General features: G+C 54.2%; 10 protein-coding genes and 1 pseudogene. 6 read left to right on the forward strand and 5 right to left on the reverse strand.

All coding sequences use genetic code 11. The features are described 5' to 3' along the window. Positions 1–135 precede the first annotated feature (135 nt). Positions 136–771 carry a helix-turn-helix domain-containing protein gene (locus FHK92_RS02910; protein WP_258232554.1) on the reverse strand — a complete coding sequence of 212 codons (636 nt, stop codon included), beginning with the start codon at positions 769–771 and terminating at the stop codon, positions 136–138. A 202-nt stretch (positions 772–973) separates the two neighbouring features. Here FHK92_RS02910 and FHK92_RS02915 point away from each other — a divergent pair, with 202 nt between their 5' ends. Further along, positions 974–1,255 (forward strand): hypothetical protein, encoded by a 282-nt coding sequence (locus tag FHK92_RS02915; protein WP_181286738.1) that lies wholly within the window; start codon positions 974–976, stop codon positions 1,253–1,255. Between the two features lie 165 nt (positions 1,256–1,420). Then, positions 1,421–1,918: a hypothetical protein gene (locus FHK92_RS02920; RefSeq protein ID WP_181286739.1), complete on the forward strand. Its 498-nt coding sequence runs from the start codon at positions 1,421–1,423 to the stop codon at positions 1,916–1,918. Positions 1,919–3,146: 1,228 nt separating this feature from the next. On the opposite strand, the gene FHK92_RS02925 is transcribed toward FHK92_RS02920, so the two are convergent. From FHK92_RS02925 to FHK92_RS02935, 3 genes and pseudogenes are all read right to left on the reverse strand, one after another. Beyond that, positions 3,147–4,115 (reverse strand): toll/interleukin-1 receptor domain-containing protein, encoded by a 969-nt coding sequence (locus FHK92_RS02925; RefSeq protein ID WP_181286740.1) that lies wholly within the window; start codon positions 4,113–4,115, stop codon positions 3,147–3,149. A gap of 769 nt (positions 4,116–4,884) precedes the next feature. Then, positions 4,885–5,217: pseudogene (locus tag FHK92_RS02930) on the reverse strand (DUF4113 domain-containing protein); the annotation flags it as partial. Between the two features lie 410 nt (positions 5,218–5,627). After that, positions 5,628–6,500 carry an alpha/beta fold hydrolase gene (locus FHK92_RS02935; protein WP_181286741.1) on the reverse strand — a complete coding sequence of 291 codons (873 nt, stop codon included), beginning with the start codon at positions 6,498–6,500 and terminating at the stop codon, positions 5,628–5,630. Between the two features lie 241 nt (positions 6,501–6,741). Between FHK92_RS02935 and FHK92_RS02940 the strand changes: the two genes are divergently transcribed. After that, entirely contained in the window at positions 6,742–8,067 is a 1,326-nt protein-coding gene (locus FHK92_RS02940) for an MFS transporter (RefSeq protein WP_181286742.1), read from the forward strand. Here the strand turns inward: FHK92_RS02940 and FHK92_RS02945 are convergent. Continuing rightward, entirely contained in the window at positions 8,064–8,861 is a 798-nt protein-coding gene (locus FHK92_RS02945; RefSeq protein ID WP_181286743.1) for an IclR family transcriptional regulator, read from the reverse strand. The two genes, FHK92_RS02940 and FHK92_RS02945, sit on opposite strands and share 4 nt — an antisense overlap. Before the next feature lie 118 nt (positions 8,862–8,979). On the opposite strand from FHK92_RS02945, the gene FHK92_RS02950 reads away from it, so the two are divergent. The 3 genes from FHK92_RS02950 (at position 8,980) to FHK92_RS02960 (ending at position 12,915) form a co-directional block, all read left to right on the forward strand. Continuing rightward, the gene (locus FHK92_RS02950; RefSeq protein ID WP_181286744.1) at positions 8,980–9,789 is read left to right on the forward strand and encodes an enoyl-CoA hydratase/isomerase family protein; all 810 of its coding nucleotides are present in this window, start codon (positions 8,980–8,982) and stop codon (positions 9,787–9,789) included. Then, positions 9,786–11,882: an acetate--CoA ligase family protein gene (locus tag FHK92_RS02955; protein WP_181286745.1), complete on the forward strand. Its 2,097-nt coding sequence runs from the start codon at positions 9,786–9,788 to the stop codon at positions 11,880–11,882. The genes FHK92_RS02950 and FHK92_RS02955 overlap by 4 nt, the downstream gene beginning before the upstream one ends. Positions 11,883–12,087: 205 nt before the next feature. Beyond that, positions 12,088–12,915, forward strand: coding sequence for an ABC transporter ATP-binding protein (locus tag FHK92_RS02960; RefSeq protein WP_181286746.1), 828 nt, complete (start codon positions 12,088–12,090; stop codon positions 12,913–12,915). Positions 12,916–12,925: the final 10 nt, after the last annotated feature.

Genomic DNA, 12,925 nt, shown 5'->3' on the forward strand with positions numbered 1-12,925 from the left:
CGAAGATGTCATTTTGCCATAGTTTTCGGGGGGCAGCAGACGGTGTGGATTCTGTAAGGGAGGCGAGGAGTTAACGGTGGCTTACTCCTTAGGCTTGGCATGTCCTAGCATGCTGCAAGCTTCTCTCTGAGTCAGTCAGTCTTCAGTCGGTACCGACCGTTCCCAAAGAAAACCCACGGTTGATCGACTTATCCCGAGCCGCCTGGCGGTCTCTGCCTTGCTCAAGCCAATCTCTTTGCACTCCAGCACATTTTTTAGCTTGATCAGATTCACTGGTCGAGCGGCAGGCCGCTTCACTAGATCAAATCCAGCAAGATGCGCGGCGATGTCAGCGTCGCTGACGCGTTCTTGGAGGGCCTCCAATTCCTCGGCGGCTTTTGCGAGCAAAGTGGAGGAGGGCGTCATTTTATGAGTTGAGAGAATTAGCGCCATGAAAGCCAAGGGGCTCATGCCAAGAGCCTCGGCAAGTTCTACGAATTTATCAATAGTGGGGCTGCTTTCGGCGTTCTCGATTTTGCTCAGGTATGTGCGCGATGCTGCGTGGGCAAGGTTTTCCTGAGTGAAGCCTAGATTCCCTCGAACTGCTCGAACGACCGCTGCCAGTGCTGGCTTCAACAAGATGATGTCCTCAAAAGAGAGGATGTAGCCATGTTGCCGTGTACAGTTACACGTCATATGATGTATAAAACCGTACAGCTTGCTGTCGGTGATCTCGCTTGCGCTGGCCGGCGCACCAATCAGCGGCGTGGTAGGACACGGCGAGCTCAGCATGCACAGCCCAGGGTACGGTTTGCGTACGCAGCGTGACTGCGGTTGGAGGCTCACTAAATTCCTCCAATTATTTACTAAATCGCACCGCGTACTGGGAGCCTACTGGAAGATGGGCGGCGTAATCGCTCCTCGTTCGTAATAGTTTCACCAATTGTCGAGAACCAAGCAGATGTTCAATTGTGATTGTGCGCGAGACCGCCAGATGGCTGAGGAACACCAGGGCGCCTTACAAGGCTTGCCTCCAGAAGTCGTTCGGGCTCAGCACGTCGACTGGTCGGTCGGTGTCGACGCATTCCTTTTCGGCGCCGCGAGAGTGGGCGCGCGCTATGTCGCGCTTGTCTTCAGCGACCAGTCGGGAGTGTCGAAAAACGGTATGACAATCGCGACACCTCCCGTGCGGTGCATCGCCGAGAAAGACGGCTTCAAGCTGGTTCGCAGTGTCGGAGGAGATCACTACGTGATCACAAGCGAGCACGATTGTTGAAAGCCTTAAGGCTCCGACTGTCTTTCAGCCCCATTGGGAGACGAAAGGACAATAACCCCAACTTCGTTTTCAAACGTGTACGGCATGAACGACGCCACTAGGAGGGGTTTGATGGGTATTCAGATAGCCGCGCCTTCCGAAAACCGAAGCGCTTAAGGATGAAAAATGGCTGACCTCGAAAAAATAACCGTGACGATCAAAAATTATGACATTCAAGCGCAAGGCGATCTTGATGCTCTTTACGGTCGAGTGAGACTTGAAGATGAAAAAGGAGAAACATTCTATTTCAAACAGGTGGTCGTTCCGAAATACCTAAAAATTCATGGTGCGATGGCGACCGAAACTCCACGAACCTGGTATTTCAAGAGAATCTCCAAAAAGACCATTGTGGTGCTGGCTTTTGAAAACAAAAATGGAAAAGCTGAATACGATCTGGATGACATCCGATTGATCGCTAGATCGACAATATTGAAAGGCGTGGTGTTCTCGCTCGGCTCCATCCCAGCGGCCATTATTGCAGCTACGGCCACATTTGGGCTTGGGTTAGTGATCATGCCTATGGGCCTCTGGTACGGCTACAGGAACATTTTCAAGCTTCCAGCGATGCTGAGTCGCAAGACACTCCTTAACGATTTTGCGCAGCACGGAATCAAAGTTCGTTAATTTCCGCAAGTGTCGTTTGGATATGCGTTTCGGCTGCGGTAGTCGAGAGGCCGCAACTTATGAAGCTGACCTCCCTGTCTCCCGTCCGACCTTCGCTTGTGTGGCGTAGCTGGGCTTGCAATCCATGGATAAAGCTAACGGACAACTGCGCAGCACCCACTCAACTAACCATGAGTACTTACGTGCTCTCAGGGCGTCGTAATGAGTGATATCTGGTTACGAGAACGAGAACGAAGGAAGGCGCTATGGCAGCTCGCTGAACTGGTACCAGGCGATCAAAGCGCACGAACGATCCTGGAACGATTGGATGAGCTTGAACGACTTGATCATGAAGTTCCATTGAGCCCCTGCCATCTTGACCACGCTGAACTGGTTCGGCTGCCTAGGGAGGCTCATCCCGTAGGGTGCTGGATTATCCGGGAGGCAGATATCCCAGAACCTTGGAGATCCCGCTTCGCGGTGGCTCTGGGGCCAGCAGGTCGCGTGGAGGCAGGATTCTACTGGCATGACTGGACTGATTTTCTAGAGGCTTGGGAGCGCGACGACGCGCACGTGGAACAACATCGATTGGCACTCGATGACGAGTAACAGCAATTTCCCGAATGCCCGCGATATTACTCCAGTGGATCAGAGTGGCATCTTGAACGTGGGAAGCAGGGAATTAGTCCGCAGGAGGAGAATGATGGAGCAGCACGTAAGAACGCTGGGCCGTGACAACCTGTCAGAACTCGGATCTGTTGAACGACTAGTAGCGTCAATCGGGCCAGCGGCGTTCGAGGCCGATGTACGTTTTTTATCGAGCCTGCACACCGTCGATACCGAGTCAGCTATCCAATCGATCAGCCGCCTCACCCATCCCTCCCTAATCGGGATGAGCGAGACACCCTTCCGAATTTTCCAACGGCTGTGTGACGAACTAGTGTTACGAGCGCCGGCGTTGCTTCAGCGCCCAAGTTACCGGTGCAGAAATGGTGATACTACTGCAGTCCCTTTCGAGCTCTGGTTGGCTATCGTCCGGCATGCTAGAGAGAATTTTGACCCAGCAGGGTTGGATGCGGATTTTTTGGTCGCGAGGATGCGGGAGGGACGTTCGAGCAAGGAGGCCTTCGATGCCCTTATTGCTTCGAAGCGCCCCAAGTAGTGGCAGACATTGACTCCAGGCGATAAGCACCCGATGCGCGTCTCGCCTCCACTCCATCACGAAGTCCCTGTGGTTGATCAGGAAAGCTTATCTCTCGCGTTGCAATGGCGTGATGACGATTCCCCAGAGCGCCTCCGCAGCACCTTCTTGAGACAGCTTCTGGTCGTGTCCGGAAAAGTGGGACATGCCCAGAGTTTTCAAGTACAGGGTCTGATCATCAGCGTTTACCGAAAGTGACTCGTTATAGCTGTTGCCCGCGAACGAATCGCCTTGACTGTAATAAATCCCGGCACCCAGCTGACCTCCCGTAAACACCGTCCCCCTAGCAACGTCCCGTCCGTCCTTGTAGATGACCGCAGAAAAGCGATTGGCGTCGATTCTACGATAAACACCTTCATAGCCAGGATTACGAGCTTGAAGCTCTTGCAGGGAGTTCTCGAAGTAGCGAGCGATGTATTCGAAGGTGTCCAGCAAGAACTGATCTTTGTCCCGCTGGGTGAAGCTCTTGGCAACTCTAAGGTTACTTGACCGGGGGCCAGTGGCCGGTAGCGGGGAGGGCGGCTGTGGAATAGCTGGCGCCGAGCGCGCGATTTGCGATGCAGGAATGGGCACATCCTTGCGGCATCGTTCTACAGCTTTGCGTACTGCCTGCGCTACTTGCAGGAAAGCTACATCGCGGTCAGGCCACAGGGTGACGGGTTTACCATCCTCAGGCGTGGCAAGCAGCTTACCGAACGGAGCATGATGCCAATCACACGCGCGCAAAATCACAGGGATGACGATCGCTTCCTTCGCGGCGTGGCGCTCCATGGCGCGAGCCATCTCGATGTTGTAGCAATAATCAGAGGCGATGAAGTCGGGGCTGACCAAGAGAAGGATGATTTCGTCGCTGTTGATGTGGTCGTCGATGGCTGCATCGATTTCTTGACCAGCGCCGATCCTGCGGTCATGCCAAGTGTCGATAACGCCCTGGCGCTTGAGCATCGATAGCTGCTTTTCCAGCTGATCACGAAGCGCCTCATCGGCATGGCAGTATGAAAAAAATACGCTTGGCAAGATCGGCGCTCCATGGATTGGTGACGGCTTAGATCTTAGGGGCTGTCCGATGCCGAAGTACAGGCCTTAACTTTCCCGTGTAGGGCAACGTGCAGCGTGTCGTGCGATTCATAAAGCGCAAATTGTCATAGCTCTGGTAATCGATATATTGGGAGCGATTCTTAGTCACGTCGGTGCGTTAGCTTCGAGTAGCGCTTCTTTTAGAGCTGCGAGAGCGCACTCCAAACGGCGATCTTCCCGAGGGTTGCCGCTTACAGGCTTGTGCGATTGACGGTGATGTAACAGGGCCTCTAGGTCGTTTTGGTTAAGGTCGAATTCGATTTGCATCAGCTTGCTCTCTGTAAGTGAAGGGCGACGGGTTGAAAGCTAGGCAGTGCCCGAGGAAATTAAAGAGGTTAGCGTGCAGGATGAGGTAGCGAATCTGCTTTGGGAACAGTCGTGGCAGGTCTTCGGAGAATCTCTGAGCAAGGTATTAAGTGAGGCCTTTTGCTAGCTCAAGCGCAGCGCCGGCTACGATGAGATGCAGCGCTTGTACCCGAGCGCGGTAGGTGACGAGGCTTTTCAAGCTTTGAGACAAGCGCTAATCCAGCAGTGGCCCAAGGGCAATGGTGAGAGCTCGCACGCTTATGTTGAATTGCATGGTCGCCTCAAAGAGCACGTTGAGCAGTACTTACTTCGCCGCCTCGTTCTAGGTAATCAGGTCGCACCGGCGCTCCGAGATGCGCTGTTTGCTGCTGATTTGGGCGTGTGAGGCTGAAACATTCGCTCATTACTTAGCAATGACAGTCCACAGCTGGTTAATCTTCGTCGTATAGCTCTGGCTCATCAGTTCTCTGCGCATCGCCCAACCAGGCGCGGCAGGCACGCTGGCTAAACGCAGCACTCCCTGTCCCCAGCGAATATTGATCTCATCCAGGACACGCATCACTTTGTCCGCAATTACAGGCTGCGAATGCGCAAAGAGGTCATCAGTGAATTCGCTAGGCTGTCGCAGATCCATCAGCAAAACCTCGGCTTTGCTGTATTTGTAGCCCGATCGGGAGAGGTGATTGACCGCTTCGGTCGCAGCCTTCGTCGTCAGCCTCACGTCGTTGATCGGATATTCGCGCGAGCTTGGATGCTGCCGCCGTTGGCCTACGCGAAGCGTCGCAGCCCCTGTGAATCAGTCCTGCTGATGCGTTGCCCATCACCGTGATTTCTGCAGGCTTGCGGATCGCTTTACCTCCCTTGCTCCGGTTCGCCTTGTTCATCCTTCAAGCGAGGTCGCTCTGGTTCACGATTACGCTTTTCGAACTGATCAGCGCCGCAAACGATATAGGTTCAGAGACCTTCCAATACATGATGATCGTTGGGGACGGGGTTTAGCTGGTTGAACGGTAATCGTCGTCTCGTTATGCGGACAGAGCAGCGAGAGTGCCGCTCAGCCAAGGCCTGAAAGGACACCTAGACCTTCGCTGTTCATCAATACTCGCCTCTCAGAGCGATAGCCCTGGAGGCGGTTCGTTGGGGGCGCTATTTCGCGCCGTACACTTTGGCAGCAAAACTCGCAATCGAGTCCGCCATTTCCCGGGGACGCTCAGGAGCCATGGCATGACCTGAGCCTGCAATGGTTTTGTGTTCTACCCGTTCACCTAGCATACCTTTCAGGATGTTGGGGATTACTACGGCATCGCTTTCGCCTTGAAGGTCAAGGATGGGCACAGTATCGCCCGCCGACCAGTAGCTCTCTATCGGAGTCGTGTCCCGTGCATGATCTTGCGCCTTATGAGTGGCTTCGTACCACCCGGTCAGCCAAGGGCGAGGGTCGTTGCCTGGTGCGAAGAATGCCTCACGGAGGTAGCTGATTCGTTGTGCCTCTGGCAGTGAATAGTTACCAGCGCCTTTGATGGCTTCGATCATCCTGCCATAGGGCTTTTCTGACGAACCTGGTGGCAGTTTACCGATCGATGCTGCTGCCAAGACAACGCCCTTAACCAGATCTGGGCGGTCTACTGCTAGTACGCGAGCGGGCATGCTGCCCCACGCGTGGCCTACAACCACTGCCGCGCCCGTGTGCTCTTTATCCATGATCAACGCCACATCCGACGCAAAGTCGTGAAGCGTCGGCGTGTCCATGGGCGCCCGGCTACCGTTCACGCCGCGCGGCTCTGGGCGAATCACACGATACCCGTCTGCAGCAAGATATCTCGCCACCTCATCGTAGTCATGAGCTCCACGTCCCTTGGAAGGCAAGATCACGATGGATTTGCCGTCACCCTGAACGAGAGCTTCGATTTGCACATCACCTTTTTTGGCAGTGACGACCTGCACAGCGTCGGACGCTGCGGCCCAGCAACTGAATAGTGCTGCAAGCATTGCAGGGGCAAGATAAGTCAAATAGCGCATGTACACCTCTTGTTTTTTTAGCTGGGCTCGAAGCGGCCAGCAATGCGAGGTTATTGATATGCGAGAAAACATCAAATGCCTTGTTGACATAGAAAGCCATGTCATTGCGGCATAGTCGTCTAGCGGCGCGACTCATGCTCAGATGTTATGAGTTGCTATGGCGCAAAGGTGTTGGCGAGCACGTACCGATCTCCTATAGCCTGAAATATCTCTAATACAAAAATAAAGGGTAGTTGTCAGTATGGTAACGTCTGAAAACTTGTTGAGTAATGAGGCCGCAGAAGCTAGTGCGTGTCGAAAGGCTGCAATTCGGCTAGTGCCATTGTTAGCGATTGCGTATTTTTTTAACTATCTTGACAGAACTAACGTGGGTTTTGCTTCGTTGACAATGAACGAAGACCTGGGGCTAACAGCCTCTCAATTCGGTTTCGCTGCTGGTATCTTTTATATAGGGTACTGCTTATTTGAAGTTCCGAGCAATCTAGCACTTTATCGTTTCGGTGCTCGACGCTGGTTGGCCAGGATAATGATCACTTGGGGATTGTTCTCAGCTGCTACTGCTCTGGCTCAAGGCGCAACCAGTTATGCCGTGATCCGGTTGTTTGCTGGTATTGCTGAGGCTGGTTTCTTTCCAGGTGTCATTTTCTTCCTTTCGCTGTGGTTTCCTGCTCGTTACCGAACCCGTGTAATGGCGTGGTTCCTTTTCGCCATCCCTGTGTCATCAGTTTTAGGTGGGCCTTTGTCCGCCGCTATGCTGGGAATGGATGGTCTGTTTGGTTTTGCGGGATGGCAGTGGCTGCTAGTCCTTCAAGGCCTTCCAGCTTGTTTCCTCGGAATTCTGTGTTTGAAAGTCCTTGCGGATAAACCTGCTGACGCGTCCTGGCTCACAGCTCAGGAGCGTTTGGCTTTGCAGTCTGCGATTGACGCTGAGCACGAAGCAAAAGAGTCACATAGCTTCCGTCAGTCTATAAAGGACGCTCGGGTGTGGCTGCTGGCTGCAATCCTGTTTAGCTACATCATTGGTATTCTGGGTATTGGCGTCTGGTTGCCTCAGATTCTCAAGTCTCATGACCTGACCACCACTCAAATTGGATGGGTTTCTGCAATACCGTATCTCATCGCCAGTGTGGCGATGCTGATTTGGGCGAAAGTACTGGCACGTAAGCGGCGATACATGCTGCATCTGGCTATTACTTGTGCCACAGGAGCTGCGGGCTTTATATTTTCCGTGATCTATAGCGACTTCATGCTGGCTATGGTTGGTTTGACCGTTGCGCTTATCGGATTGAGTTCTGTACGAACGTGTTTCTATAGTATCCCTAGTACATTTCTGAGTAAGCAGGCGGCAGCAGGCGGGATTGCATTTATCAATGCAGTGGGTAGTTTGGGCGGACTAGTAGGGCCTTACGCGGTAGGGTTGCTCAAAGACTATACTCAGTCTTTTAATTCGGGGTTGATTGCAATGGCTGGTATGCTTTGTCTGGCTACTTTGCTGACATTGGTGTTGATGGTTGTTGTCAAAAATACGAATGCTGGTAAAACTCAAGCGCAGGGAGTGACCGCTTAAAGTTCGATGGCGGATATCGATGCAGTGCGAATTTTATCGGCGAGCTTTAATAGATTGTCGGAATACAACCTCACTACATCTTCGATCCTATCTGGCGTCGACAGGCTGATATTCAGCACGTGATCATTGCAGGTATGAATGTTAAGGGGTGTCGATATCGCCACGACTTCTGCCTGCCATGACGCTGCACAAAATCCGACCTGTCGGACACTTTCAATGCCGCTCAATATTTCTGACTCAAGAGTGAACCATCGTGACTCGCAGCGTCGCGATTTGAATACATCCATCAATGGCTGTCTCTTCTCTTCAGAAAGGGTTGCCAAATAGGCTCGGCCTAAGGAGGTGAACTCCATGGGCACACGCTGGCCCGACAAGACCGTGCGGGGAGTGTGTTTACGACTTAATCGAATGGACTCCAAATAGATCATCTCGTCTCGGTCAGCGGCTGCCAAGCCCACGTTGACCTTCAATTCCGATGCCGCTTCCTTCATCAGTGGAGCGGCTATTTGCAGCAACGAGCTGCTGTTGTACATCGCGTGGCCAAAGCACAGCGCCGCCGGCGCAAGTCTGTATGCACTTCGTTGTCCGTCATATACGAGCATGCCGCTGTGGATCAGCGTCTGCGTGAGGCGACTGACTGTGGATTTCGATAGTCCCGTACGCTCGCTGATATCCCCATTCCCCAAGTATTCGGTGCCCGCTCGGAATGCCCTGAGTATCTCTAGGCCTCTCTCCAGTGACCTGTTGAGAGTGGCTTTGCCGGAGCCTGGCGTGTCTGCAACGTTACGAGACATCTGTTCCACCCTGTGGAATAGCTGGATTGTTAAACACTGGCCTCTCCATAGACTGGGGTCAAGTGTGAGGTAGCCGAAGGAGCTTCACACATTGCCTACAACAAGAGAGAAAATCGCCATGACGATGTTGCAAAGTGTTACCTCGCCCATCGAAATGTCCGTCGATGCTGACGGCATTGCCATCCTGACCCTTAATCGCCCAGAAGCTCGCAACGCTATTAGCGACGAGATGCGCACCCTGTTGATTGAGCGCCTCGAAGAAGTCGCAGCGAACAGCGAGATCCGTGCGCTGGTCATCACCGGTGCAGGCAAAGGCTTCTGTGCTGGCGGCGACATCAAGGGCATGGAGAAGCGGATGAGCGCACCTGCTGGCGAGGTGGCGTTCAATGGTTGGCGGCGTCAGCAGCGCGTCCACCATGCGGTTTCCTTGTTGATGAACCTACCCAAACCCACCATTGCTGCGGTCAATGGAGCTGCGACTGGCTTGGGGTGCGACATGGCGCTCAGTTGCGACTTCGTTTTTTCATCGCAACAGGCCACTTTCGCGATGAGCTACATCGCTCGCGGTCTGATCCCTGACGGTGGTGGCCTCTACGTCCTGCCACGTCGTGTGGGGCTTACCAAGGCCAAGGAGCTCATCTTCACTGGGCGCAAGGTTGAAGCCGAGGAGGGGCTTGCGATCGGGATGGTCGATCGAGTGGTCGCTCACGACAATCTTTTGCCAGAGGCGGCAAGTTGGGCGAAGGAACTCTCCAAGGGGTCAGCGACCGCTCTAGGGTTGAGTAAGTCGATTCTCAACAACACCTTTGAGCTGACCCAAGCTCAGGTTCTGGCAATGGGTAGCCAGGCGCAGGGTATTTGCTACACCTCGTCTGAGCATCAGACATCTGTCGCTGCGTTCCTGGCCACTAAAGCGAAGAAGGTATGACCATGGACAGCATTTCTCTCCTGTTTAACCCAGGAAGCGTTGCGGTGATTGGTGCTTCTGGTGATCCATCTAAAACCGCAGGCCGTCCTATTACCTTTCTCAAAAAGCATGGGTTCAAGGGGCGTCTGTACCCGGTCAATCCACGCTACGAAAACATTGATGGGACGATTTGCTACCCGAGCATTTCGGCTCTTCCAGAAGCACCGGATACGGCGATCATTTTGCTGGGCCCTGATCGTGCCAACCAAGCTGTTGCGGAACTCGCCGCACGAGGCACGCGCGCAGCAATCGTTTTGGCCGGTGGTTACAGTGAAGCCGGTGTGAGTGGAGTGGTGCGTCAGCAAGCTCTCCAGGATGCACGTGGGTCAATGCGCATCCTTGGGCCCAATACAATCGGTCTGATCAACCTGACCGAGGGAATCACGTTATCCGCGAGCGGAGCACTGGATCAGGATGCTTTGCGGGCTGGCAATATTGCCGTCATCTCTCAAAGCGGCGGCATCCTGGGTTCAATCCTGTCACGAGGTGCAGCGGCGGGTATTGGTTTTTCAAAGCTTGTTGCGACGAGCAACGAAGTCGACCTTGATGTCGCCGACTTTGTGGAACATCTGGTTGAAGACGAGGCCACTGAAGTCATCGCGTTGTACCTTGAGGGGCTGCGCGATACTGAAAAATTCAGCCGTGCAGCGCTCAAGGCTCGGGCTGCCGGTAAACCTATTGTGGTCTTCAAAGTGGGCCGGTCAGAAGCAGGTGCGCGTTCAGCGGCATCGCACACAGGGGCCCTGGCCGGAGCTGACGCTCTCTATGATGTGTACTTCCATCAATTGGGCATCATCCGAGCGCAAAATTTTGCTGATCTTCTCGACCTTCCGTTCGCCCTTGCCAGTCGGCGAAGAATGCCAGGGAAGCGAGTTGCGATTCTCACATCGACAGGCGGGGCTGGGACGTTGATCGCCGACGCCTTGGGCGTCAGTGGTTTTGATACTCCGCCGCCAGGCCAATTCACGGCGGGACGACTGCGGGATCTCGATATCGGGGATCAAGCAGTGCTGGATCGCAACCCGATTGACCTGACGCTCGCAGGCTTGCAGCCAGAAATTATGCAGCAGGCTATGCGTATCCTCTTGGAGAGCGAGGACTACGATGCAGTGGTGAGCGTCGTTGGTTCCTCTGGTGTAGCTCGTCCATCGCTCATGGCTGACGCCATACGGGAAAGTCAGCGAGACAGCGCCAAGCCAGTCCTGGCCTATGTCAGTCCGCATGCCCCCGATGCGTTGCTCCGCATCAACAGTAACGGTGGCGTCGCCTTCACCGCACCAGAATCCTGTGCAAGCGCATTGCTGGCTCTTCAAATCACCAATGCCGTGGAGTCCCACGTCGAAGAGCAGATAGCGGCTGGTGTCGTTGCAATGAATGCAGCTGAGGTCGATAGCCTTCCTCCTGGCACCTTGAACGAGCTGCAGAGTAAGACCTTGTACGCTCGATTTGGCGTACCGGTGACGCGGGAGGTCGCAGTCGAAAACGCTGAGCAAGCGATTGGGGTGGCGCGCGACTTCGGTGGCTCGGTTGCCCTGAAAGTTCTGTCTGATCAGATCACGCATAAAACCGAGGTCGGTGGAGTCGCCCTCGGTTTGACCGAAGACACGATCGCCCAAGCCCTTGATGAAATGCGGCTAACTGTTTCCTCCAAGGCGGGGATCGTACCCGACCGCTTCCTAATTCAGGAGATGGTCGGCAGTGGCCATGAACTCATCTTGGGCTTCCATCGTGATCCTCAACTTGGCCCAGCGTTGCTCTTAGGTATGGGAGGCGTCGCGGCGGAGTTGATCCGGGATACGACCATGCGTTTGCTGCCCATCGATCGGCAGCAGGCCACAGCAATGCTTAAGGAGTTGAAGACATTCGCGCTGCTGGACGGCTATCGGGGCGCACCGAAGGCAGATGTCAGCGCGGTAGTGGACTGCATCCTTGCCTTCTCCAACATGGCTGAGGTGCTGGGTGAAAAACTTCAAGAAGCTGAAATCAATCCTTTGCGGGTGTTTGACGAGGGCCTAGGCGTAAGAGCTGTGGATGGCCTAACCGTCCTCAACTGAAACTCGCCTGTTCCATTCTGTGGAACAGGCTGATTGACCCTCGTGGTCGTCGTCTCATAATCAAATCAGCTTCATCAACGACTCATAAAAACAAGTAGGTCGCTATGAACACGAGATTTCAAGCAGGTTGGGTGACTTCGCTGAGTAGTAATTTTGGCATCGATGCTGGTGTGTCGATTCATCGTTCTCAGGTCGGGGGTTAACCATGTCAGTCGCACTCAAAGCTGTTTCTCATCCAATGGGGGCTGACCGCGTCGACGGTGCCACCTCGCTTATTCAGTTCGCCGATGTCTCCAAGTCGTTCACCGTCAAGGGCGTGCCCAAGCAGGCATCTCACAGTATTAACCTCGCCATTCGCAAAGGTGAAGTCGTCACGGTAGTGGGCCCATCAGGCTGCGGCAAATCGACGTTACTGAACATGGTTGCGGGATTGTTTACCCCTACCACTGGGCAAGTGATTTACGACGGCAAGCCGGTTACCGGAATCAACGGGCGCACCGGGTACATGACTCAAAGTGACCATCTGCTCCCTTGGCGCGACGTGGCAAGCAATATCGCTGTCCCTCTCGAAATCCGTGGTCTGTCTAAAGCAGAACGCCAGTCCCGAGTGCAGGAGTTGGTGAAGCTAGTAGGGCTTGAAGGTTTCGAACGGTCGTACCCAAGCCAACTGTCAGGCGGGATGCGCAAGCGTGCGGCGCTGGCCAGGTTGCTGGCCTACGATCCGGAAACACTGCTAATGGATGAGCCTTTTGCCGCCCTCGATGCTCAGTTGCGTATGCGGATGCAGACGGAGCTGTTCCGACTCAGTCGACGGCTGAACAAGACAGTCATCTTCGTTACCCACGACCTGGATGAGGCCGTTGCCCTTGGCGACCGTTGCCTGATTTTCGCTGGTCGACCAGGAACGGTCGTGAAGGACGTTCCGATTCCTCTGGGGGATGAGCGAAACATCCTCCAGCTTCGTAAAGACCCACGATACCACCAGCTCTGCGGAGACCTGTGGGACTTCATGTCGCCATCGCTTCAGGACTGATTCAACCCTT

The sequence above is a fragment of the Pseudomonas brassicacearum subsp. neoaurantiaca genome (genome assembly GCF_013608025.1).
In the GTDB taxonomy this organism is placed as follows: domain Bacteria; phylum Pseudomonadota; class Gammaproteobacteria; order Pseudomonadales; family Pseudomonadaceae; genus Aquipseudomonas.